The sequence below is a fragment of the Butyrivibrio sp. XPD2006 genome (assembly GCF_000420865.1).
Taxonomy (GTDB): domain Bacteria; phylum Bacillota; class Clostridia; order Lachnospirales; family Lachnospiraceae; genus Butyrivibrio.
Genome location: NZ_ATVT01000001.1, coordinates 411,864 through 435,996 on the forward strand (window position 1 = coordinate 411,864; position 24,133 = coordinate 435,996).

26 protein-coding genes are annotated in these 24,133 nt (G+C 41.9%); 2 read left to right on the forward strand and 24 right to left on the reverse strand.

All coding sequences use genetic code 11. The features are described 5' to 3' along the window. Nucleotides 1-18: 18 nt before the first annotated feature. The 23 genes from rplS to rpmF all read right to left on the reverse strand — a co-directional run bounded on the left by rplS (nucleotide 19) and on the right by rpmF (nucleotide 21,450). The gene (gene rplS / locus G590_RS0101920; RefSeq protein WP_022763985.1) at nucleotides 19-369 is read right to left on the reverse strand and encodes a 50S ribosomal protein L19; all 351 of its coding nucleotides are present in this window, start codon (nucleotides 367-369) and stop codon (nucleotides 19-21) included. A gap of 106 nt (nucleotides 370-475) precedes the next feature. Beyond that, a complete protein-coding gene (locus G590_RS0101925) occupies nucleotides 476-895 on the reverse strand; it encodes a cytidine deaminase (RefSeq protein WP_022763986.1) in 420 nt (139 codons plus the stop codon). A gap of 13 nt (nucleotides 896-908) precedes the next feature. Next, a complete protein-coding gene (locus G590_RS0101930) occupies nucleotides 909-1,850 on the reverse strand; it encodes an ABC transporter permease (RefSeq protein ID WP_022763987.1) in 942 nt (313 codons plus the stop codon). After that, entirely contained in the window at nucleotides 1,850-3,001 is a 1,152-nt protein-coding gene (locus tag G590_RS0101935) for an ABC transporter permease (protein WP_022763988.1), read from the reverse strand. Before G590_RS0101935 ends, G590_RS0101930 begins: the two co-directional genes overlap by 1 nt. Next, complete coding sequence (locus G590_RS0101940; RefSeq protein ID WP_026493854.1) at nucleotides 3,001-4,515, reverse strand: ABC transporter ATP-binding protein; 1,515 nt, start codon at nucleotides 4,513-4,515, stop codon at nucleotides 3,001-3,003. The genes G590_RS0101935 and G590_RS0101940 overlap by 1 nt, the downstream gene beginning before the upstream one ends. A 122-nt stretch (nucleotides 4,516-4,637) precedes the next feature. Continuing rightward, nucleotides 4,638-5,861: a BMP family lipoprotein gene (locus G590_RS0101945; protein ID WP_022763990.1), complete on the reverse strand. Its 1,224-nt coding sequence runs from the start codon at nucleotides 5,859-5,861 to the stop codon at nucleotides 4,638-4,640. Nucleotides 5,862-5,913: 52 nt separating this feature from the next. After that, entirely contained in the window at nucleotides 5,914-6,690 is a 777-nt protein-coding gene (udp, locus tag G590_RS0101950) for a uridine phosphorylase (protein ID WP_022763991.1), read from the reverse strand. A 112-nt stretch (nucleotides 6,691-6,802) separates the two neighbouring features. Next, nucleotides 6,803-7,318 (reverse strand): ribosome maturation factor RimM, encoded by a 516-nt coding sequence (gene rimM / locus G590_RS0101955; protein WP_022763992.1) that lies wholly within the window; start codon nucleotides 7,316-7,318, stop codon nucleotides 6,803-6,805. Next, nucleotides 7,319-8,080 carry a tRNA (guanosine(37)-N1)-methyltransferase TrmD gene (gene trmD, locus G590_RS0101960; RefSeq protein ID WP_022763993.1) on the reverse strand — a complete coding sequence of 254 codons (762 nt, stop codon included), beginning with the start codon at nucleotides 8,078-8,080 and terminating at the stop codon, nucleotides 7,319-7,321. It abuts the gene before it with no gap. Nucleotides 8,081-8,137: 57 nt separating this feature from the next. Next, on the reverse strand, nucleotides 8,138-8,365 hold the full coding sequence (locus G590_RS0101965; RefSeq protein ID WP_022763994.1) for a KH domain-containing protein: 228 nt from the start codon (nucleotides 8,363-8,365) through the stop codon (nucleotides 8,138-8,140). A 33-nt stretch (nucleotides 8,366-8,398) separates the two neighbouring features. Then, nucleotides 8,399-8,644 (reverse strand): 30S ribosomal protein S16, encoded by a 246-nt coding sequence (gene rpsP / locus G590_RS0101970; protein ID WP_022763995.1) that lies wholly within the window; start codon nucleotides 8,642-8,644, stop codon nucleotides 8,399-8,401. Between the two features lie 92 nt (nucleotides 8,645-8,736). Next, nucleotides 8,737-10,110: a signal recognition particle protein gene (ffh, locus tag G590_RS0101975; protein ID WP_022763996.1), complete on the reverse strand. Its 1,374-nt coding sequence runs from the start codon at nucleotides 10,108-10,110 to the stop codon at nucleotides 8,737-8,739. After that, complete coding sequence (gene ylxM / locus G590_RS0101980) at nucleotides 10,110-10,430, reverse strand: YlxM family DNA-binding protein (RefSeq protein WP_022763997.1); 321 nt, start codon at nucleotides 10,428-10,430, stop codon at nucleotides 10,110-10,112. Before ylxM ends, ffh begins: the two co-directional genes overlap by 1 nt. Nucleotides 10,431-10,509: 79 nt before the next feature. After that, nucleotides 10,510-11,376, reverse strand: coding sequence for an AraC family transcriptional regulator (locus tag G590_RS0101985; protein WP_022763998.1), 867 nt, complete (start codon nucleotides 11,374-11,376; stop codon nucleotides 10,510-10,512). A 1-nt stretch (nucleotide 11,377) separates the two neighbouring features. Then, nucleotides 11,378-12,463 carry a glycoside hydrolase family 25 protein gene (locus G590_RS20295; protein ID WP_022763999.1) on the reverse strand — a complete coding sequence of 362 codons (1,086 nt, stop codon included), beginning with the start codon at nucleotides 12,461-12,463 and terminating at the stop codon, nucleotides 11,378-11,380. A gap of 3 nt (nucleotides 12,464-12,466) precedes the next feature. After that, nucleotides 12,467-13,345, reverse strand: coding sequence for a YitT family protein (locus tag G590_RS0101995; protein ID WP_022764000.1), 879 nt, complete (start codon nucleotides 13,343-13,345; stop codon nucleotides 12,467-12,469). Then, the gene (gene ilvA, locus G590_RS0102000) at nucleotides 13,345-14,571 is read right to left on the reverse strand and encodes a threonine ammonia-lyase (protein ID WP_022764001.1); all 1,227 of its coding nucleotides are present in this window, start codon (nucleotides 14,569-14,571) and stop codon (nucleotides 13,345-13,347) included. The genes G590_RS0101995 and ilvA overlap by 1 nt, the downstream gene beginning before the upstream one ends. Next, on the reverse strand, nucleotides 14,564-15,529 hold the full coding sequence (gene ftsY / locus G590_RS0102005; RefSeq protein ID WP_022764002.1) for a signal recognition particle-docking protein FtsY: 966 nt from the start codon (nucleotides 15,527-15,529) through the stop codon (nucleotides 14,564-14,566). Before ftsY ends, ilvA begins: the two co-directional genes overlap by 8 nt. Next, nucleotides 15,529-19,086 (reverse strand): chromosome segregation protein SMC, encoded by a 3,558-nt coding sequence (gene smc, locus G590_RS0102010; RefSeq protein WP_022764003.1) that lies wholly within the window; start codon nucleotides 19,084-19,086, stop codon nucleotides 15,529-15,531. Before smc ends, ftsY begins: the two co-directional genes overlap by 1 nt. After that, nucleotides 19,086-19,781, reverse strand: coding sequence for a ribonuclease III (gene rnc, locus G590_RS0102015; protein ID WP_022764004.1), 696 nt, complete (start codon nucleotides 19,779-19,781; stop codon nucleotides 19,086-19,088). The genes smc and rnc overlap by 1 nt, the downstream gene beginning before the upstream one ends. Before the next feature lie 55 nt (nucleotides 19,782-19,836). Then, the gene (acpP, locus tag G590_RS0102020) at nucleotides 19,837-20,073 is read right to left on the reverse strand and encodes an acyl carrier protein (protein ID WP_022764005.1); all 237 of its coding nucleotides are present in this window, start codon (nucleotides 20,071-20,073) and stop codon (nucleotides 19,837-19,839) included. A gap of 43 nt (nucleotides 20,074-20,116) precedes the next feature. Continuing rightward, nucleotides 20,117-21,121, reverse strand: coding sequence for a phosphate acyltransferase PlsX (gene plsX, locus G590_RS0102025; RefSeq protein WP_022764006.1), 1,005 nt, complete (start codon nucleotides 21,119-21,121; stop codon nucleotides 20,117-20,119). Nucleotides 21,122-21,267: 146 nt separating this feature from the next. Beyond that, nucleotides 21,268-21,450 carry a 50S ribosomal protein L32 gene (gene rpmF / locus G590_RS0102030; RefSeq protein WP_022764007.1) on the reverse strand — a complete coding sequence of 61 codons (183 nt, stop codon included), beginning with the start codon at nucleotides 21,448-21,450 and terminating at the stop codon, nucleotides 21,268-21,270. Between the two features lie 285 nt (nucleotides 21,451-21,735). On the opposite strand from rpmF, the gene G590_RS0102035 reads away from it, so the two are divergent. Beyond that, the gene (locus G590_RS0102035) at nucleotides 21,736-22,596 is read left to right on the forward strand and encodes an AraC family transcriptional regulator (protein ID WP_022764008.1); all 861 of its coding nucleotides are present in this window, start codon (nucleotides 21,736-21,738) and stop codon (nucleotides 22,594-22,596) included. A gap of 48 nt (nucleotides 22,597-22,644) precedes the next feature. On the opposite strand, the gene G590_RS0102040 is transcribed toward G590_RS0102035, so the two are convergent. Continuing rightward, nucleotides 22,645-23,679 carry a branched-chain amino acid aminotransferase gene (locus G590_RS0102040; RefSeq protein ID WP_022764009.1) on the reverse strand — a complete coding sequence of 345 codons (1,035 nt, stop codon included), beginning with the start codon at nucleotides 23,677-23,679 and terminating at the stop codon, nucleotides 22,645-22,647. Between the two features lie 222 nt (nucleotides 23,680-23,901). On the opposite strand from G590_RS0102040, the gene G590_RS0102045 reads away from it, so the two are divergent. Beyond that, nucleotides 23,902-24,133 (forward strand): helix-turn-helix domain-containing protein (locus tag G590_RS0102045; protein WP_026493857.1); only part of this gene is annotated, 232 nt, incomplete at its 3' end.

The following is a 24,133-nucleotide window of genomic DNA, read 5'->3' on the forward strand; positions in this document are numbered from 1 at the left end:
TGCCCTTCAAAAAACATATTATCTGGTAACAAGCTCCTTAACCTTAGCCTTCTTACCTGTAAGTCCCTTAAGGTAGTTCAGCTTAGCTCTTCTTACCTTACCTCTTCTAACAACCTCTACCTTCTCAACGATAGGTGAGTGAAGTGGCCATGTCTTCTCTACGCCAACACCGTAAGACTCTTTTCTTACTGTGAAGGTTGTACGGTTGCTACCGCCCTGGATCTTCTTGACAGTTCCTTCGAAAACCTGAACTCTTTCACGGTTTCCTTCCTTGATCTTAGCGTGTACTCTTACAGTATCACCTGTGTGGAACTGAGGCGCGTTAGCGTTCAGCTGCTCTTTCTCGAGCTCTTCGATAATAGTACTCATATCTTTTCTCCTATTCAATGGACGTTCTTAAATGTATCTTATGTACATCAGAGGACCGTCTGATTGTCACAACGCATTTTAATATAACATATTATACGTGCATCCGTCAACCCAAAAGATTATCGGGTGTGAATCTTTCAGGAACAAGATCTGTAAGAGTATATTCTTTATATTCAGTTGATGATTTTACAAGGATGATTTTAAAATCATCTTTGCAGAATTCGCTCATAACCTGTCTGCACACTCCACACGGAGGACAGTAATCCAGCTCTTTGGCATCTTCTTTGCCACCGGCAATGGCGATTGCTTTGAATTCCCTCATTCCTTCGCTTATTGCCTTAAAAAACGCTGTTCTCTCTGCACAGTTAGTTGGTGTATAAGATGCATTCTCAATGTTGCAGCCGGTATATATCTTGCCGTCTGCTCCAAGAAGAGCTGCTCCGACATTAAAATGAGAGTATGGAGTGTAGCTCATCTTGCGCATAGAAAGAGCTGTATCTATTAATTCCTGTAATTGTGTATCCATAATTGTTTCTTTATTACCTCGATCCCTTGTCGTAAGGAATTCCTTCTGCCTTAGGCGCTCTTGAATTGGATGATGTAAATGCAAGAACGATAAGTGAAATGATATAAGGCATCATGTTGTATACCGAGCCCGGAATATTAAGAGCTGCAAGGAAGTCGAAGCCTGAATATACGTTTGAAAGAGCTCTGAAGAAACCGAATAACAGAGCTGCAAGGCCGATATTTATAGGCTTCCACTGTCCGAAGATCATAACAGCAAGTGCAAGGAAACCAAATCCGGCAACACCCACCTCAAACTTCCATTCGCTGACACCGGCGGTGATATAAACAATACCGCCGATTCCTGCGAGCATACCTGAAATAAGTACACCTGCCCAGCGCATCTTATAAACATTGATACCAACTGAATCAGCAGCCTGAGGATGCTCACCGCAAGCCATAAGTCTAAGACCGAATCTTGTCTTGTAGAGAATGATATATGCAAGAATAAGCATGATCAGAGCTACAAGCATGAACCAGTTGAACTGGAATGATCCGATATTCTTAACTAGAGCCTTCTTAGTTGCCATGTACTGAACGGTTGATGAAACGTTATCAGGGTTCTCTGCCATATTGATTGACTTAACAATAACTGTTGCTGCAGCTGCTGCGAGCATATTAAGAGCAGTTCCGACAAGTGTCTGGTCAGCTTTTAAGTTTATGCAGGCAACGGCAAGAAGAACCGAATACAATACACCACAAACTATTGATGCCGCTAAAACAGCAAGCAAAATGAGTGCCTTGGGAGTACTGGGGTCAATATACTTAAGAGTAAGCGCACCACCAAGAGCTCCGATTACCATGATACCTTCAAGTCCGAGGTTAATAACACCTGAATGTTCTGAGAAACATCCTCCAAGTGCTACCAGAATAAGAACCGATGCAAATAAAAGTGTGTATTGAAGAAGCAGTACCATTAGTTCTTACCTCCTTCCTCTTTATTTGCTTTTGCAATTGGCTTTTGTTTCTCTCTCTCATTTCTTGCTCTCAAATAGCTGTTGAGATGAAGCTTGAAGAAAAGAACAAAACCGCAAAGGTAGATAATGATTGCAGAAATAAAGTCTGAAATCTGTGAAGGATATACGTTCTTATCAAGGTATGAACCTCCACTTGTAATATGCTGAATAAAGTATGATGCAAAAATTGTTCCTATAGGGTCAAGTCCGCCGAGGAATGTAGCAGCGATTCCGTTAAAGCCCATGCTCGGTACCGAGGACTGAGTTACTGACCACTGCTCATATCCTGAAAGGAATAAGAACGCTGCACCAAGTCCTGCAAGAGCACCACCAATGAAAAGTGTTATGATGACGTTCTTTTTCTCTTTCATTCCGCTGTATCTTGCAGCATCTTTGGCAATACCGGTTGCACGGATCTCATATCCGAATACGGTTTTGCTGAGGATCACCTTAAGTACAATTGCAATGATAACAGCAAGCGGAATAGCTATTGTTACATACTTATTGTTTGAAAAGAGCTTTTCCATTCCAAGTGAAGGAAGAAGCGCACCCGGATTGGTGCTTGCAAGCTGTACTGTATAAGGGCTCGCTGTCTCTTTTACACCTGAAAGAAGCATATTTACGGAATAAAGGCCAATCCAGTTGAGCATGATGCCTGAAATAACCTCGTTAACATTAAGGTAAGACTTAAGAAGTCCTACAATGATTCCGAATACACCACCGGCTACAAATGCTGCAATAAGACAGATAGGCCATGGAAGGTTAAGGGCGAGCGCACAGTAAAGAGCTGCTCCTGCACCTGCTACATACTGGCCTGCTGCACCGATATTGAACAGACCTGCCTGATAACAGAACTGAATTGAAAGTGCACACATAAGAAGAGGTGCAGCTTTTACAAGTGTGTTACCAAGGTACTTCATTGCAGCCTTGGGCGATGGATATGTAAAATAGTTCTTAAGAATTGTAATTATGGCTTCTGTCGCACCCTTGGGATTGATAATAAGAAGTGCAACGTAACCAACAAGCAGTCCGATAACAATACATAAAAGCGCAGCCAGTGTGGACTGAACAGCAGGCTTTGAAAGGAAGCTTTGTTTTTCCTTGTTATTCATTATGCTCCCACCTCCTGTCTCTTAGCACCGGCCATGTAAAGTCCGAGTTCTTCCGGTGTTGTCTTTTTAGGGTCAAATTCTCCTACAATCTCACCCTCATACATTACAAGTATTCTGTCTGATACACTCATAACTTCTTCAAGCTCCAGAGAAACAAGAAGTACCGCATGTCCTTCATCTCTCTGCTTGATAAGCTGTTTATGAATATACTCAATAGCTCCTACATCTAGACCTCTTGTAGGCTGAACAGCAATAAGAAGATCGGGATTCTTGTCTATTTCTCTTGCGATAATAGCTTTCTGCTGGTTACCGCCTGACATTGAACGGGCAATTGTGGGTGCACCCTGTCCGGATCTGATATCGTACTGTTCAATGAGTTTTTCGGCGTATTTATTGATTTCAGCCTTTTTAAGGAAACCTGCCTTGGTTGAGAATTCAGGCTCAAAGTATCTCTGAAGCACAAGATTGTATGCCAGAGAGTAATCCATTACAAGACCGTGTTTGTGTCTGTCTTCAGGAATATGGCTCATTCCGTGAGTTGATCTCTCCCTGATTGAAGCATGAGTAATATCTCTTCCGGAAAGAGTTATCTTGCCGCTTGTGCAATTCTCAAGGCCCGAAAGTCCGTAAACAAGCTCAGTCTGACCGTTACCATCGATACCTGCGATGCATACAATCTCCCCGGCTCTTACATCAAAGGACACGTTCTTAACAGCATTGTTGTGGTGAAGCTTGCTGGGAACAGTCATGTTCTCAACGTGAAGAATTACTTCTCCGGGTTCTTTATCTTCCTTGGTTGCAACAAGCTGAACATCACGACCAACCATCATTCTTGAAAGTTCGTCCTGATTTGTATCTGCTATATTTACAGTACCGATGTACTTACCTCTTCTGAGAACGCTGCATCTGTCAGCAACTGCCATGATCTCAGCAAGTTTATGAGAAATAAACAGTATAGACTTACCTTCCTTGGAGAGGTTTCTCATGATCTCCATGAGCTCATCGATCTCTGCAGGTGTAAGAACAGCTGTAGGCTCATCAAAAATAAGAATCTCATTATCTCTGTAGAGCATCTTTAGAATCTCGGTTCTCTGCTGCATTCCTACTGTTATATCTTCAATCTTGGCATCCGGATCTACCTTAAGGCCATACTTATCAGAGAGTTCAAGGACCTTTTTCCTTGCCTCTTCCTTCTGTAAAAAGCCATATTTGGTCGTCTCGTCTCCAAGAATGATGTTGTCAAGTACTGTAAAGCACTGGACAAGTTTGAAATGCTGATGCACCATTCCGATTCCGAGGTCGTTGGCGTCATTTGGATTATTGATCTTAACCTCGACACCATCCTTTTTGATAATACCTTCTTCTGCCTGGTACAAACCAAACAGAACGCTCATAAGGGTAGACTTTCCTGCTCCGTTTTCCCCAAGCAGTGCATGAATCTCGCCTTTTTTGAGCTGTACTGTAACATTATCATTAGCTATGATTCCGGGGAATCTCTTGGTAATGTTCAGCATCTCGATAGCATATTCGCTGTTTCCTGCCACCTGTTTTTCCTCCACACATTAATAGTTTTGCTTTTGTCGAAAAAAGGCCGGAAGACTATGAATCCACCGGCCCTTATTAACTTAGGGAATAATTACTTAATGTTACCCTGGAAGTTGATCTTAGCTGTTGTAGCTGAAGGCTGCTCAGCTGAAGAATCGTTAGATACTGTAACTTTGCCGTTTACCATATCAGCAACGAGCTGCTTGTAATCAGCCTCAGTAAATCCGTCAGTCCAGATTGTGCTGTCAGCAAGACCTACATAGTTAAGGCTCATGTCGTCAGCAGATACAAGACCAAGGTTAAGGATCTTACCAGCGTAAGAATCCCAGCTGCCATCCTTGATTGCTGTAAGAAGTGTGTTAACTGTTGCCTGAAGGCCCTTCATAGCTGAAGTTACAGTCATACCACTCTCGAACATTCCATCAATTGTCTTAGCCTGGTCAACGTCAACACCGATAACCTTGCCACCAACCTTAGCAGCTGCCTCACCTGCAGATGTGAAGATACCACCGCCGCAAGCAAATACAACTTCTGTGCCGCCCTGGTACCATGTATCCATAGCTGCTGTGATATCAGCATCGCCGTAGAACTGGTTACCATAAGCATAGTTGATCTCTACATCAGCACCGAGCTCAGCTGCAGCTGCGTCAGCACCCTGTACGAAACCATAACCGTAACGGATAACAGCAGGAACTGCCATTCCGCCAAGGAAACCGAGCTTTGTGTAGCCCATCTTAACTGCTGCGTATCCAGCCATGTATCCAGGAAGCTCTTCCTGATATACTGCTGAGAATACGTTAGCGAATGTCTCGTTGTTGAAGTCTGAAGAATCACCTTCAAGATCATACTCTGAAACATCAAGAGCAACGAACTTAACATCAGGATAAGTATCAGCTGTATCCTTGATTGCGCCTGCGAAAGCATAACCTGGCATTACGATTACGTTGTAGCCATCAGCTACAGCCTTATCGATCATAGCCTCTCTCTCAGCGTCTGAATCGCCTTCAGGCTTGTAGTATGTGAAGTCAACACCGTTAGCCTCACCAAAAGCCTTACAAGCTTCGTAAGTTGACTGGTTGAATGACTGGTCTGTGATATCGCCGTAGTCAGTAACCATAGCAACTCTCATGTCAGTTGCTTCTGCAGCAGGTGCCTCAGCAGCTGTGTCAGCAGCGGGCTCTGCAGCAGGCTCTGCTGTCTGCTCTGTCTGTGTCTCTGCAGTATCTGTTGTAGTAGCAGGAGCTGTGTCACCACAAGCTACTAATGAAGATACCATTGTTGCAGCCATAAGAACTGCGAAAAGTTTCTTTTTCATAATTTCCCTCCGTTTGTAATGAAATAATAGAAACATTTATAATAAAACCTTTTCAGGCTTTATCCAAAGCTATGAGGTTCTTGATGCCCTCGATTGTGGTCTTATAGACCGCATCCATATCATGAACCTGAGGATTTGAAAGACCTTTTTTGGCTCTTTCCTGATTGGCAACAACCAATAATACTGCGCCTGTACGAAGTCTTAAGTAACTTCCGACAATGAAAAGAGTTGAACTCTCCATTTCGGAACACAGGCATCCGCACTTGATCCAAGCATCCCATTTATAAAGAAGCTCAGGACCTACCGGCTTGGTCTCCGGCTCATGCTGTCCAAAAAATGAATCCTTGCACTGAGCAACGCCTACGTGGTACTTGGCTCCTACTGTCTTGGCTCCGTTAACAAGGGCATTTACAACTTCAAAATCTGCAACTGCAGGATATTCAATCGGAGCATACTCTTTGGATGTACCTTCTGCCCTGATTGCACCGTTGGCGATCACAATATCTCCGCCGATGACATCTTCCTGCATTCCGCCTGATGTACCCATACGGATAAATGTATCAGCTCCGCACTTGGCAAGCTCCTCAACACAGATTGCTGTTGAAGCTCCACCGATTCCATGCGAAATAACACTTACCTTTTCACCGCAGAGTGTACCTGTGTAAGTGGTATATTCTCTATTCTGAGCTACAAAAACGGGATTATCGAAGAGTTTTGAAATAGATTCACATCTACCCGGGTCACCTGTCAAAAGTACATATCTTCCTACATCTCCGGGTTTTACATGTGTATGGTACTGATAACCGGCACCTTCTGTATAATCTACCATAATAATTACCCCAACATCTTGTATGCGCATAGTTACACACACTAAATATATTTATCTAATATTATAATCCAAATAATAACATTTAACAACTTTTTGGAATATTAATTTTAGTTCAGTCTAAAAGTCCATCCATTACATGGATCACTATCTTTCCGCCATCTACATCTATTTCTTTTACACAGTCCTTGATAGCCGGAATATAAACCTTATCATCCGATTCGATCCTTGTCATCTCGTAGACATCATTGGCACCGGTCTGAAGAATTTCAGAAAGAGTCCCCAGCTCTTTGTCCTCTTCATCAACAATCTTAAGCCCAATAAGATCAGCGCAGTAATATTCGCCTTTGTTGAGTTTGATTGCATCTTTTCTGTCGATGGTAAGTTCACAACCTCTGAACTTCTCTACTTCATTGATGTTATTAAATTGCTTGAATTTTACGATTACAAATTTCTTAAAAAATCTCGCACTTACGACATCAAGTAAGATTTCTTCACCTTTCTGTGTATGGAGCGTTACTTTTTTAAGCTTTTTGAACCTGTCAGGATCCTGGGTCGTAGGAAAAACGTTAACCTCTCCCTGAAGACCATGTGTCGATGCAATTACTCCAACCTGAAATGATTCTGTCATTTATTCTCCCTCCGGTTCTGCCTTTGGTTTTCTTCTTCTCTTCTTTTTCTCGGGTTTTGGCGGATTGTCTATCATATACTGCTCGTACAGATCCGGCCTTCTCTCCCTTGTTCTTATTATAGACTGCTCAAGTCTCCATTCATCTACTTTTTTGTGGTCTCCCGACAAAAGAATCGGCGGTACCTTCTTGCCCATCCATTCCTCGGGTCTTGAATACTGAGGATACTCTAAAAGTCCGTTTCCAAAGCTCTCTGTAAGAGCTGATTCGTCGTTATTAAGGACTCCGGGAACAAGTCTTGATATCGCATCGATCATTACCATTGCAGGAAGTTCTCCTCCTGTAAGGACATAATCACCGATTGAAACATAGTCTGTAACAATTTCCTCCAGAACTCTTTCATCTATACCCTCATAATGTCCGCACAAGAAAACAAGGTCTTCTTCCTTTGCAAAATCTGCAGCCATTTTCTGATCAAATACAGATCCCTGGGGTGTTACATATATTACACGCGGCTTTTGACCGGATATTTTCTCTTCAATTGCTTTATAACAGTCATATATTGGCTGAGCCTGCATGAGCATACCGGCTCCGCCTCCATAGGTATAATCATCCACCTTGTGGTGTTTAAGATCACCTGAATAGTCTCTTATATTGACAGCTTCAAAGGAGATGAAGCCTTTATCTATTGCTCTGCCGATTATACTTGCAGATAGCCCCTGCTCTATCATCTCAGGGAAAAGAGTCATCACATGATAATTCATTGTTCTCCTTGTAAAAAATAGCCGAATAAGAAAATTCTCTTATTCGGCTACATTTAATTAAACAATTTCTACTTCAACCTTGATGTTCTCTCTGGTTGAGGCTGCCTTAACAACGGCACGGATTGCCTTGGCAATACGGCCCTGTTTACCAATTACCTTGCCCATGTCTGAAGGTGCAACATGAAGCTCGATCATTATATTACGCCCGTCCTTTTTCTCGGTTACTACTACTTCATCCGGGTTATCAACAAGCGCCTTTGCGATAACTTCAACTAACTCTTTCATTGATTAACCTCCGGCATATTTTAATTTAGAAAATTATTTCTGAATGCCGGCCTGTCTGAATAACTTAGCTACAGACTCTGTAGGCTGAGCACCGTTTGAAAGCCACTTCTTAGCGAGCTCCTCGTTTACCTTAACTGTGCTGGGATCTGTGTTAGGATCGTATGTTCCGATCTCCTCGATGAACTTACCCTGTACAGGAGCCTTTGAATCTGAAACGATGATTCTGTAGAAAGGAACCTTCTTCTTACCAATTCTCTTTAATCTGATCTTTACTGCCATTTTAAATTTCCTCCATTAAATATAAATGAATAATTGTTATCTATATGCATAATCAATACATATCATTAGTTAGTGAGCATCAAGTGCTCTGCTCAAAAGAACTTACCGCCTCCGAAAGGATTACCGAACTTACCGAATCTTCCGAAGCCTTTTTTGCCTCCCATAAGTCCCGGCATCTGCTTCATCATCTTGTTCATCTGCTCGAACTGCTTGATGAATCTGTTTACTGCTGCAATATCATTACCTGAACCTTTGGCAATTCTATATTTTCTCTGAGGACTCATAAGCTTGGGATTCTTGCGTTCCTGGGGAGTCATTGAAAGAACAATGGCTTCAAGCCTTGCAAGCTCTTTTTCATCGGGGAGCTGGTCATCACCGATCTTGCCCATTCCGGGAAGCATTCCCATAATGGCGCCAAGTCCGCCCATGTTCCTCATCTGTTTCATGCTCTCAAGATACATCTCGAAATCGAGCTTGCCCTTTTTCATCTTCTGGGCCATCTCTTTTTCTTTTTCGGCATCCATCTGAGCATTGGCTTCTACAGCCTTGTCAATAAGACTGAGAACATCGCCCATTCCGAGGATTCTGCTGGCCATTCTGTCGGGATAGAACTGCTCAAGATCTGAGAGCTTCTCACCCATACCAACATAAAGAATAGGCTTACCTGTTACTGCCTTGGTTGAAAGAGCCGCACCACCTCTTGAATCGCCATCCATCTTAGAGAGGATTATTCCATCAACGCCAACCTTCTCATTGAACTCTGACGCTACATTGACAGCATCCTGACCGGTCATTGCGTCTACAACAAGAAGTGTCTGATGAACAGTAACCGCTTCCTTGATATCAATAAGCTCTTTCATCATTACTTCATCTATCTGGAGTCGACCTGCCGTATCGATGATAACAACATTATTGTTATTCTTTTTGGCATAATCGATTGAAGCCTTAGCTATCTCAACAGGGTTTACATCGGTTCCCATTGAGAAGAAATCAACCTGCTGTTTATCAGCATTTATCTTGAGCTGATCTATAGCAGCGGGTCTGTAAACGTCGCAGGCAACAAGCAGAGGTTTTCTGCCCTTTAGCTTGATCTTACCCGCTATCTTGGCTGCGGTTGTTGTCTTACCTGCACCCTGAAGACCGCACATCATAAGGACTGTGATCTCATTTATAGGCCTAAATTGTATCTCAGTTGTTTCAGAGCCCATGAGACTGGTCATCTCTTCATTAACTATCTTGATAACCATCTGTCCGGGATTGAGTCCGTTTAAAACGCCCTCGCCGACAGCTCTTTCCTGTACTGAGTTTACAAACTGCTTAACTACCTTAAAGCTTACATCTGCTTCAAGAAGAGCCATCTTAACTTCTTTCAGCGCAGCCTTAACATCATCCTCAGTGAGGACTCCCTTATTCCTAAGGCCTTTAAATACATTTTGAAGTTTGTCAGTCAGACTTTCAAAAGCCATTAACCAAGCTCCTCTAAAATTTTATCTGATATGCTGATCAGCTCAGCATTCCCGTTAGAAACATTTTTAAGCTTCTCAGCCTGGACTCTGATTGCCTCAGACCTTTTTATCATATGAAGCTTGTCCTCATATTCCTGCAGGGATTTGGTACATCTCTTGATAAGGTCATGTACGCCCTGTTTGCTGATGCCATGTTCATCGGCAATCTCTGTAAGGGACATATCGTTGTAAACTGCCGCCTCATATATCTGCTTTTGATGTTCCGTCAGCAGTTCACCGTAGAAATCGTACAGCAAACCCTGTTCAACGATTTTCTCCATAGTTAACCTCATCCTCAAATATGCACAATGAGTATAATATACAAAAAAGAAATAGGTGTCAAGTATTTTTTCTTGACACCTACATTTTTACATCCGACGGCATGATTCCAAGCTGATTTTTGAATGCTCGGCTAAAAGATGAATAATCCCGAAATCCGCATTCAATGCAGGCATTTGTCGCAGGCATGCCTCCCATTATATAGCTTCTGGCAAGCAGAATTCTTTTTTCGGAAATATATTGATGAATCGAATATCCGGTTTCATTCTTGAATGTTCTCATCATATGGTACTTGCTCATATAAAAATGATCGGCAAGAAGGTCAATTGAGAGATCTTTACTTAAATTATTTCCGATGTATTCTATTATTTCGATAATCTTACGATTATATCTTGCTTCAGGTTTAAAGCCAAAGTCTTCGGAAATACATGCTTTGTTAAAAGCGATTAGTGCTTTCATGAGATCGAGTCTTGTAGTAAGCCTTCCGGCGTATTCACTGTCCTGCTTCTTTTCATCGGCCTCAACAGTCTCAAACATGTTAAAGATCTCGGCACTTACATTTGCAGGGAATCTTACAACATAGCTCTTTAGCTCTTTTGCCTTATCAAATGAATCAAGAAGTCCATATTGCCTTAGAAAATCATCGGACAGATAAAGTATTATCCTGTCATATCCTTTTGAAGTCTTACCTTCAACTATCTCGGGTTTATGTATCAAAAACCTGTTAACAAGCACAAAATCGAAGGGCATGAGGTCATACTCCAGCCCTTCGATATAATATTTTACGTTGCCATCAAGTATTAAGATAAGCTTATGAAAATCGTGATAATGAAAAGGAATGTCGAAGGATTCGCTGCTCTTAATATGAAAGAAGCGAAAATCCTCGTTCAAATACCCTTTCTGTTCATAGGCTTCATATGATAATGAAGCATCATATCCATTTTTCATATCAATAATCCGTTATACAGATATTAAGGTCTACGTCTCCGTCAATTCCGTCAACTCTTCCGGATGAGGTGTACTGCCAAATATTGAAGTGATAAGGATAATAAAGCGGTGTTCCGTAATATGCGATCCAGATATCGTAGTCATCTACATCAATGGCATCCATAAGAAGTGTATAGCTCTTAACATTACCGTATATCATTGGCTTGTAACCTGCCTTTGATACCATATCACAGAAAGTTTTAACAACTAGTTCATAGTCATCTGTTGTCAGATCAACTGTTCTTGCCGAATCGGATTCAGCAGATTCAACATCAATTACTACAGGGTATGTAACCTTGTAAGGCTCAATAAGATCCAGTATAAGCTGAACTTCTTCTTCCGCTTCTTCTTTGTTGACAGCCTGAGAATAGAAATATACACCAACGTCAATGCCGTTTTCAGTAGCACCTTCTATGTTGTCCTCAAAGAAATCATCTGTGAGAAGCTTGCCTTCTGTTGTTCCTCGAAGGCCGGCTCTGATAATAGCAAAATCAATACCGGCTGCCTTTACTTTCTCCCAGTTTATCTTACCCTGAAACCTTGAAACATCGATGCCGTTCTTGACTTCTACTGTTGAATCATCGCCTACATACTTGAGGAATCCGTCATCTCCCATTTCGAAATCTTCCTCACCGAAACCATGATGCTCGATATCATCGGAAATCGGGAAGAAATAGTATCTTCCTGAACTTGCCACTACAATCTGATCAGGGAAAAGAGATCTGATCGTACTTGTAGCCCCATCCCCATTTTCCAGCTTCTGCTGTATCATAGTTTTGATGGAATTCCTGGTCTCCTCAGCTGCTTCCTCTTTTGCATCCTGAACAAGCTTGGTAGCTTCTGCTTCTGTATAATAGCCCTCCTGATTAAGAGCATCCAGTTCACTTCTTATTGCATCTTCCTGTCGCTGTAAATTGGCATTTCTTATAAGAAGCACAATACTGAAAGTGAGCGCCATCAAAGCCACCAGGCTCAGGAAAATGATGGATATAATATTCTGCGTATTTCTAACGCCTTTGCGTAATCTGTAATCCCCTGAATTTGCCATACCTTACATTCTCTCATCAAAATAACTTTTGTATCCCTCACCGAAAATCTCACTTGCACTTGTAATGATCATAAATGCGTTTGGATCCTCTTCTCTTACTATATCTTCTGCAAGAGGTGAGAGTCTCTTTTTGATAGCGCACATTATTACCTTCTTTTTCTCCCCACTGTAGGCGCCCTGAGCAAATACATGTGTTGCACCAATATCCAGCTCATCAAGCAGCCTTGCGGTAATAATGTCCGGTCTGTCTGAAATGATATAAATAAGCTTGGCTCCGTCTCTTCCGTACAGTACAAAGTCCACAACGGCACTTACAACAAGTACTGACAAAAATGAATACATCGCAGCAGCAAGATCATGAAATACAAAGGCTGCGATGACCAGAACAACCATATCTGTCATAATATACAGAATTCCGGTCTTAAGATGCGGATAACGAAGTCTCAACAGCTTAATTATAACATCAGTGCCTCCGCTTGTAGCATGGCATTTAAAGATAAGTCCTATTGCTACGGCGGTCATTGCACTTCCTATAGTTACAGCCAGTATCATATCGTGAATTATATACTGACCAAAATACTTGGTACAAAGATCTGTAAACACAGAGATCATTGTTGTGGCATAGATTGTTGATATCGTAAATCTGATGCCGAACTTCATAATGGCTATAAGAAGGATCGGTATGTTAAGTATAAGAAACCACATACCGGTTCCTATCCCGACAAGCCTGTTTAAAACAATCGCAAGTCCTGTCATACCTCCCGGAGCAAGATTATTAGGGTCTACCAAAAGACTTGTTCCAACTCCGTAGATCAGTGCTGCGAAAGTAATTATCAGATACTCCTTGAGTCTCTTCTTTGGAGATATTTTTTTTGAATTCATTAAATATTGGTCCTTACTATCCTTGGCTTGTAGCCGTGTTCATTGAGCGCATTTATGATCTGCTCTTTGTGCTCGGTTCCAAAAGCCTCTAAAGTTATTCTAAGCTCAACTGCAGCATTTCTGTTGATTGAAACGAACTGGTTATGCTCTAATTTTATTACATTTCCCTTTACATCGGCAATAATTCCGGATACTCTTGATAATTCACCCGGCTTGTCAGGTAAAAGAACTGATACAGTGAATATACGGTCTCTCATGATAAGACCCTGCTGAACTACTGAGGACATCGTTATGATATCCATGTTTCCACCTGAAAGAACACAGGCAACCTTTTTATCCTTAAGGTCAAGCTGCTTGAGCGCAGCAACTGATAAAAGGCCGGAATTCTCGACAACCATCTTGTGATTCTCAACCATATCGAGGAAAGAAACAACAAGATCCTCGTCAGGTACAGTTATTATCTCATCAATATTTTTCCGGAGGTATGGGAAAATATGCTCTCCCGGAGTCTTAACCGCAGTACCGTCGGCGATTGTATTAACTGTCGGAAGAGTTACAACGTGTCCTGCCTTGAAAGACTCCTGCATGCAGTTAGCACCAGCAGGTTCAACACCGATTACCTTTATCTTGGGATTTAGGAGTTTAGCAAGGGTTGAAACACCTGTTGCAAGTCCGCCTCCTCCGATTGGAACGAGAATAACATCAACAGTAGGAAGCTCTTTAATGATCTCCATGGCAATTGTGCCCTGTCCTGTAGCAACATCAAGATCATCGAAAGGATGAACCAGTGTATATCCGTTTTCTTCAGCAAGCTCTAAAGCTTTCTGGTAAGCTTCATCGTAAACATCTCCGTAAAGCACAACTTCTGCTCCCAGAGCTTTGGTCCTGTTTACTTTTATAAGAGGTGTTGACGTAGGCATGCAGATTACAGCCTTAACTCCATACTGCTTTGCAGCATAAGCAACACCCTGCGCATGGTTTCCGGCAGATGCTGTTATAAGTCCTTTACTGCGTTCTTCATCTGTAAGAGTCGTGATCTTGTAATAAGCTCCGCGCACCTTGTATGCGCCGGTTCTCTGCAGGTTCTCAGGTTTAAGATAAACCTTGCCGCCTGTCATACTGCTCCAGTAATCAGAGTAAATAAGCTTAGTCTCAAGAGTTACTTTCTTGACGTCCTCATAAGCTTCTTCAAATTTGTCCAGGGTCATTTTCTTTTCGTCAGCCATCACTGTTCTCCTGTTCTTCATCTTGTTCTATGTCATCTCTTCTTATATCAAAGAGAGCATCTACAAACTCATCTGAATTAAATCTTTCAAGGTCATCAATACCTTCACCCACACCGACATATTTAACCGGTATATTGAGCTCTGATACAATGGCGACAGCAATTCCTCCCTTGGCGGTTCCGTCAAGCTTGGTAAGAACTATTCCGGTAAGATCTGCAGCTTCACCGAATTCTCTTGCCTGATTTATCGCATTCTGACCTGTTGTTCCATCCAATACGATAAAGTTTTCTCTGCAAATACCAGGAAGCTCCTTATCAATTATCCTGTTCATCTTGGCAAGCTCTTCCATAAGATTTTTCTTGTTATGCAGTCTGCCTGCGGTATCAACTATAAGAATATCGCAATCTCTTGCCTTAAAAGCAGAAGTGGCATCATAGATTACACTGGCGGGATCGCCTCCCTCTCTACCGGTTATAATTGGAGTCTGAGCCCTCTCAGCCCATGTTGCAAGCTGCTCTGTCGCAGCCGCTCTGTATGTGTCTGCCGCAGCGATTATAACCTTTTTGCCTTTGTTTCTAAATATTGAAGCAAGCTTACCGACAGTAGTTGTCTTGCCTACTCCGTTTACTCCAATAATGAAAATAATGGTTTTCTTATCCTCGAAGGCATAATCGTCTCCGTCAGTTTTCATCTGCTCTCTGATATCTTCTATCAAAAGCTGCTTGCACTCTTTACGGTGGATGATTCCCTTCTCTTTTACCTGCTCACGCAGTTTGTCCAGAATTCTGCTGGTGGCATTGATGCCGATATCCGCCATGATAAGGACTTCTTCCAGTTCTTCGTAGAAATCCTCATCTATAAATGCATCATCGTAAAAGACATTGTCCATTCCCCAAAGGAATTTATCTCTGGTCTTAGCAAGTCCTATCTGTAGTTTCGCAAAAAAGCCCTTTGCCATTAATTTGTAAGCTCCTTATCAATCAGGTTAACGCTGACAAGGGTTGACACACCCTTCTCCTGCATGGTGATTCCGTACAGTCTGTCCGCACTTTCCATTGTACCTCTTCTGTGCGTGATAACAATGAACTGAGTGCTTGAAAGCTTGTGGAGATATTTCGCAAAGCGGACAACATTGTTCTCATCGAGGGCAGCCTCGATCTCATCAAGAAGACAGAATGGTGAAGGCTTCAGGTTCTGGATAGCGAACAAAAGAGCTATTGCAGTAAGAGCCTTTTCTCCTCCGGACATCTGCATCATGTTGACCAGCTTTTTGCCCGGTGGCTGTGCATTGATCCTGATACCTGCTTCTAGTACATCTTCCCCTTCAGCAAGCTCAAGTGCTCCGTGACCACCGCCAAACATTTCCTTGAATACCTTATCGAACTCTTTGTTGATGAGCTCAAACTGCTCAATGAACTGCTTGCGCATAGATTCATCAAGGTCTTTAATGATCTCCTTAAGCTGCTGCTCAGCTTCGATGAGATCATCGTGCTGTGTCTTCATGAAAGTATATCTCTCCATGAGGTTTTTATAATCCTCAATGGCATTTACGTTAACATCGCCAAGCTTTTTGATTGAATCCTTAAGAGAATGAGTCTCCTTTCTCATCGAAGGTATATCAGTCATCTCTTCATCTCTCATTGCAGCTGCGTCAGCAAGAGTGATCTCGTACTCATTCCACATGTAGTTGATCTGAGATTCAATTGCTTCCTGGCATTTTTCCTTCTTGCCGACAAGTCTGATAACTTCTTTTTCAAGATCAGACATCTGCTTGTTGAGCTCCTGGGTCTTCTCAAAGAAATCCTTCTGAGAGAGAGAAAGAGCATTCTTGGCTTCCTTTTTCTCCTCAAGTTCCTTGGTTGCATCTGTCTGGACATCGGTTGAAGCTTCAATTGTAAGCCTTATTTCTTCAATATCCTTTTTGGACTGTTCAAGGGTTTCATTATTTTTCTTGATGGTTTCAAGGATCTCCTCAAGAGATTCCTCTTCGCTCTCAATATCACTGTTTATACGATCGAGAGTCTGTTTCTGGAAGTCCTGCTTCTGAACAATCTTCTCGAATTCAATGTCCCACTTGGCAACATTCTCGTTCTTAAGTTCTTCCTCATTATGCAGCGTTTCAAGCTGTCCCTGGAAGGATTCAACCTTCTCTGAGCACTTTTTCTCAAGTTCTTCGGATTCTGCAAGCTGAGTAAGCGCTTCTTCCTTCTCAGCCGCTATCTCAGCAAGCTTGCTTTCTATCTCTGCATTTTCGGTCTTAAGGTCAGAATATGATCCCTTTTGCTCTTCCTGCTTCTTTTCTTCGTTTTCTACATTTATTCTTGCAGTATTCTGAGCAATGAATTTGCCCTGAAGCTCTGTTCGGAGCTCTTCGGCAAGGGCACGAAGTTCGTTTCTCTTTGCCTTGGAATCATCGATTTCCTTCTGGATATCTTCTACCTTTTGTTTATACTTTTTCACGTTCTTTTCAAGGTCTTCCATCTCTCTTCGTCTTCCAAGGAGATTGGAATTGTTTTTGAACGCACCACCACTGATAGCTCCGCCGGGAACAAGAAGTTCTCCCTCAAGAGTTACCATTCTTACTGTGTAATTGTATTTACGGGCAATCTTAACCGCGTTGTCTACATTATCGACAGCAACGATCCTGCCAAGCATAGCTTTCGCAACTTTTTGGTACTTGGGATCGGTATTAACAAGTTCATCAGCCATTCCCAGAACACCGGGTTCATTAAGTGCTTCTTTGGCCTTGAGTTCCGGAGGATTATCAAGAGATGTAAGAGGAAGGAATGTTGCTCTTCCTGCTTTTGACTGCTTGAGGTAAGCGATCATCTCTTTGGCTGTCTCTTCATTGTCTGTTACAATGTTCTGAATATTACCACCGAGAGCAACTTCAATAGCTGTCTCGTATTTGGGCTCAGTCTTGATAATATCGGCAACAACACCGATAATTCCCTTTGTGTCTTCCTTGCGCTCCATGACTTTCTTGACACTACCGCCATAGCCTTCATATCTCTCTGTGAGATTTGCAAGTGCCTCTAGTCTGGATTTTTCCTGCTGATAGAGTTCCTGAGTCTTGCGAAGCTCCGTATCCTTGATGCTCATGTTTTCACGAATGCTCAGAACTTCTTTCTCGGTTTCTTTCTGCTTCTTGTTCATCTCAGAGATTTCAGCCGTAATGCTGTCAAACTCATCTCTGAGCCTTTTAAGAGTCTCTTCCTGTCTGGACTCATCAGAACGTGCTCTTACAAGCTTACCTGTAAGTTCAGCCTTTCTGATGTTCACCTGTTCCTTCATGGTATCAAGTGAACTCAGCTTGGACTTAATGTTAGCTCTTGTACTGAGCGTATTTATGATTGTGCTCTTGCACTCCTCAATCTCATTGTTGATGTTTTCTATCTGTGAAAGAGTAGCTTCAAGCTCTTTTCTTGCCTTATCCCTGTCAGCCTGCAGACTTCCGGCTTCCTTGTCTATTGTCTCTTTTTCTTCAAGATATTTATCTCTTTCTGCATATCTGACTTCCAGCTTTTCACGCTCATCTTTTTCTCTTTTCTTGAAATGAGCATCATTATCAGAGGCAGACTTGATCTTCTCGTTAAGGATTCCGATCTGACCTTCAAGCTTTTCTCTCTTGACGGATGAATCAGTGATCCTGGCTCTTGCCTCATCTATTTCTTTGTCTATTTCTTCCAGCTGTTTCTGGATATTTTCGTATTCTTCTTTGGTTTTCTCGTAGCTCTCTTTTGCCTCATCAAGAGCATGAGTAGCTATTTCATGATTCTTCTCAGCTTCTTCAAATTGCTGCTTTTGCGCCTTGTTTTCTACAAGGAACATATTTACATCCAGAGTTTTAAGTCTTTCACGAAGTCGCAGGAACTCTTTGGCTACTTCAGACTGCTTCTCAAGTGGGCCAACCTGCTTCTCGAGCTCTGAAAGAATGTCGGAAAGTCTGGTAAGGTTGATCTTTTCCTCTTCGAGCTTCTTGATAGCTGTTTCCTTGCGGGTCTTAAATTTAACGATACCGGCAGCTTCATCAAATAGATTTCTTCTGTCTTCCGGCTTGCTTGAGAGTATCTGGTCAATCTGGCCCTGTCCAATAATGGAATATCCCTCTTTACCGATACCTGTATCCATAAAGAGCTCATTGACATCCTTAAGCCTGCAGGATGAGCCATTAATCATATATTCACTCTCTCCCGAGCGGTAAAGACGCCTGGAGACAGTTACTTCATCATAATCGATTGCAAGGGAATGGTCAGAATTATCCAATGTGATGGCAACATAAGCATAGCCAAGAGGCTTACGAAGCTCTGTGCCTGAGAAAATAACATCCTGCATGGATCCGCCACGCAGCTGTTTTATACGCTGTTCACCTAAAACCCATCTGACAGCATCAGCAACATTACTCTTTCCTGAGCCGTTGGGTCCTACGATTCCGGTTATACCGTTATGAAAATCGAATTTAATCTTATTCGCAAAAGACTTAAAGCCATGGATCTCAATACTTTTTAAGTACATTACTGCTTATTCTTCAATACAAGAAGAGCCCGGTAGGCCGCTTTCTGCTCTGCAGCCTTCTTGGTCTTTCCTGTCCCCTCTCCCAAATTCTTGTCGCCGACATAAACGCGGACCTCAAATATTTTATCATGTTCAGGTCCACTTTCGCCACATATTTCATACCTTACTTCGCCCAAATTTTCTCCCTGGGCTTTTTCCTGAAGTAATGACTTACTGTCTCCAAACATCTCCACAGCATCAGTATTTGTAAGTACATAGCTATCGATAAAACGCTTGGATTCTTCTATTCCGCCATCAAGGAAAAGAGCTCCTATAACAGCTTCCATAACATCGGCAATGATGGATTCTTTATTTCTTCCACCAGTAGCCTCTTCTCCCTTGCCAAGCAAAATATATTCCTTGAGACTAAGCTGCTGCGCGTCATATGCAAGAGCGCCTTCACAAACAAGAGAAGCTCTCATCTTTGACATCTGTCCCTCTTTTTTATCAGGGAATTTTCTGAACAGATAGGCACTTGAAATCATCTCCAAAACAGCATCTCCAAGAAATTCAAGCCTCTCATAGTCAGGTCTTTTATTGATCTTCTGTTCGTTTACAAAAGAGCTGTGAGTAAATGCCTGTATAAGAAGCTCCTTATCACGGAATGTGTAGCCTATCATCTGTTCAAATCTGCTTATATCTGCATCTTTTAACATAATTTCTCCATAATATAAATAATGAGGCAGCTTTCAAAGCCGCCTCAGACAAAACTTATTTACTTGCGATTGCGCTCTTGAGGAGTTCTACGGCCTCTCCTACAGTAGTGATATTCTCTGTCTTCTCTGGATCGATCTGTACATCAAATTCATCCTCAAGCCCCATTATGATCTGGAAAAGATCAAGTGAATCTGCTCCAAGATCCTCTGTAAATGTTGTCTCTGGCTTAATCTCATCAGGATCAACATTAAGTACGTTTGCAATAACTTCTTTCATCTTCTCGAATTCCATTTTAAATCTCCGTTCCTTTTATAAAATATTTCAGCACGTTTTATCACTCTGATATCTTTGCGCTAATCTTCTCACTAATTTTCTGTTCTGTAAAGGTTACACACTGCAAAATAGAGTTTTTAACCTCTATTTCATTGGCGCTTCCGTGAGTCTTGACTACAAGGCCTTTCAGTCCAAGCATAGGAGCTCCGCCATACTGATCAAGACTGTAATTTGAAAGTGACTTCTTGAGGTCGTCTTTTATAAGAAGTGCTCCGATCTTGGTCTTAAGACTGCTCATGAGGCTGCCCTTTATGATATGCATCATTGACTTGGCAACGCCTTCATACATCTTAAGGATTACATTTCCTGTAAACGCCTCACAGACAATGATATCCGCTCCACCTGCAGGGATATCTCTCGCCTCAACACTTCCGATGAAGTTGATATCAGGACAGTTCTTAAGAAGCGGGAATGTCTCTTTTACAAGAGCATTACCTTTCTCTTCCTCGGCACCGATATTAACAATGCCGACAGTCGGATTCTTGATTCCCATGATGTTCTCCATATAAACGGTTCCCATCTTGGCAAACTGAACAAGGTGTGATGATCTTGCATCAACGTTGGCCCCACAGTCAATAAGAAGTGATGTGCCCTTCTCAGTAGGAATAAGCGGTGCAAGCGGCGCTCTGTCTACTCCCTTGAGCCTTCCGACTATTACCTGTCCGCCTACAAGAGTAGCTCCTGTACTTCCGGCAGATACATATGCATCAGCTTCTCCGTGTGCAACCATATACATGGCCTTTACTATAGAAGAATCCTTCTTCTTACGGATTGCCATTACAGGTGGCTCAGCCATTTCAATGACTTCGGTAGCATTAACTACCTCGATCTTGTCCTTGGGATAGTCATATTTGGAAAGTTCTGCATTTACAACTTCCTCCTGACCTACAAGGAATACCTTGAGATTACTATTCTCCTTAACAGCATCGACACTGCCTTTAACTGTTACGAAAGGAGCATTATCTCCGCCCATGGCATCAACTGCAACTCTGACAAGTTCAGACATCTTAAGTCCATCCTCAAATTATTTTGCGTGTGAAAAGAAAATCCGCAATCTTTAAACATTCTACTAAAGTGCTATACAAAAATCAAGGCTTTCCGGATAGTTCCGGAAAGCCTTTATTCTTTGTAAAAATGAGGTTTTACTAAAAATTAATCCTCAACTTCAACAATGCTCTTCTTATTGTAATAGCCGCACTTCTTGCATGCGCAATGTGGCTGCATAAGAGCTCCACAGTGACTGCACTTAACCAGTGTAGGAGCTGTCATTTTCCAGTTAGCTCTTCTCTGATCTCTGTGGCCTTTTGATGACTTATTCTTAGGGCAGATTGACATTTCAGTAACACCTCCTTACTGTATCCGTATAAGAAACTGCCTTATTTACAGGCAATTATTTACGTTTTTCATTTGCATACTTTGATATTGTACTAACAGCGCTTATTTTTGTCAACAGTTTTTTCATAAAATTGAATCAGCATGATTTACATCTCATATTGCATGACAAAACAATAACAATTTATTCTGTTTATTTTACTCATCGAATTAAAAACTTGCAAATAATGAAGTTAAATTGTAAAATGTGGGTATTAAAAAGAAAGGGCTTACATCTATCTAATCATTATGAAAGAGCTGAATTCCTGTAAAGAGGCAATGGCTAAGAGCATCGAAAACAAGTATTTTGCCGTTGCACATCTGTATAAAGACGAAAAAGCCATGGAGATGCATATCCATGACTGTTATGAAGTATACTTCTCCATTTCAGGAGGCAAACAGTTCCTTATAGATAATCAGGTTTATGATATTGCTCCTGGAGATCTTTTCCTTATCAATCAATATGATTCTCATTATCTTACTCAAATTGACAAAGAGCTTCACGAGAGAATTGTAATAATGATAGATCCGGAATATATGAGAAGCATTTCCACTGAGGAAACAAACCTCGATGCATGCTTTCAGAACAGATCAGAGCACTTCTCTCACAAGCTAAGCCTTACCCAGGAACAGCAAGGAAGATTCCTTTATTTCATTAACAAACTTGTTACCAGCAACGGCTACGGACACGATCTTTTAGAGCGCGCAACCTTCACAGAACTCTTTGTCATGATCAATAAGATCGTCGCTGATAGAGAAAACAATACAGAGGCAGAGAAACCTTCAACCTACAACGAACAGGTTGATTCGATCCTCTCCTATTTAAATAACAACCTTCAATACCCGGTGAGCATTGGCGACCTCTCCAGACACTTTTATATCAGTGAATCCTACATCTGCAGAATTTTCAAAGCCGCAACCGGAACCACAATAAACAAATACATGACCGCTCGCAGAATCTCCATTGCCAAGTCCCTCCTTGCAGAAGGCATTGGCGTCAGTGAAGTCTGCGAACGCTGCGGCTTTTCGGATTACAGTAATTTCTTAAAAGCATTCACCAAGTCCGTTGGAATCTCACCCAAGAAGTACTCTCAATACTGCAACAAATAAAAAGTGCTCCGGATAAATTCTCCGGAGCGCTTCATTATTTTAATATAATCACATTTTGATCTCGTGGATCCATCCTTCAGGTGCTTCTACAGTTCCCATCTGGATACCTGTGAGTGTGTCGTAAAGCTTCTTGATTACAGGACCCATCTCTTCGCATCCGTTCTTGAAAACGATCTCTTTGCCGTGGTCATTGATCTTGCCAACCGGGCTGATAACAGCTGCTGTTCCGCAAAGTCCCATCTCAACAAATTCAGGAACTTCTGAAATCTTAACAGGTCTTTCTTCTACATTCATGCCAAGAATCTCTTTTGCAACATAAACAATTGATCTTCTTGTGATTGAAGGAAGAATTGAATCTGTGTGAGACTTAGGTACAACAAGTCCTCCGTCCTTAGTTACGAAGATGATGTTAGCTCCACCGGTCTCCTCGATGTAAGTTCTTGATTCAGCATCAAGATATACATTTTCTGCAAATCCCTCTTCATGAGCTGTTACAATAGCATGAAGGCTCATAGCATAGTTAAGTCCGGCCTTGATATTACCTGTACCGTGAGGTGCTGCTCTGTCGAAATCACTTATCTTAACAACGATTGGCTTAGCGCCTCCCTTGAAGTAAGGTCCTACAGGTGTTACGAAAATTCTGAACTGATACTCATCGGCAGGTTTAACACCGATAACATTTCCTGTTGCAAACATAACAGGTCTGATGTAAAGAGTTGCGCCGCTTCCGTAAGGTGGTACCCAGTCTGCATTTGCTGCAACAACTTCTTCAACAGCCTTGATAAATCTATCTTCCGGGAAAGAAGGCATCTCAAGTCTCTTAGCGGAATCTACCATTCTCTTTGCGTTAAGGTCAGGTCTGAAGGTTACAATTCTTCCGTCTTCTGTCTCGTAAGCCTTAAGGCCTTCAAAGCACTCCTGTGCGTAGTGAAGAACACCTGCGTCCTCACTGAGAGTGATTGTGGAATCTTCTGTGATCACACCATCATCCCATTTTCCATCCTTGTAATTGGATACGAATCTCTTGTCGGCAACATGATATGCGAATCCAATATTTGCCCAATCTAAATTTTTCTTAGCCATAATAACAGCTTCCCCTTCCCGTACTTTAACACGTCAAAGCACTAATTAGTAACAATTATAATTCAAAAAAAATCCACGTCAAGAGTCCACATCTGAAAAAATCCTAAAATGTAAAAGTTAATTCTTGTTTGTAAGGTTAAATTCTATGTAGCTGAATTTACTCTTACATGATAACCTAGTCAGGCAGTGGATTCCTCCATCCATAAATAGGAGGTTTACATAATGTCTGACGATAATAAATATGACCAGAAACACCTTACTACCAGCCAGAGAATAAAAGTTGAAAAGGGGCTGAATGATGGTAAATCCTTTGCTGAGATAGGAAGGATTGTAGGAAAACATCCTACAACCATCAGCAAAGAAGTTAAAAAGTATCGCACCTTCCAACCACGAGAAAAGAATGACGATCCGCAAAGGTGTGCATTATATAAGGAATGCTCACTTCGCTTCCTAT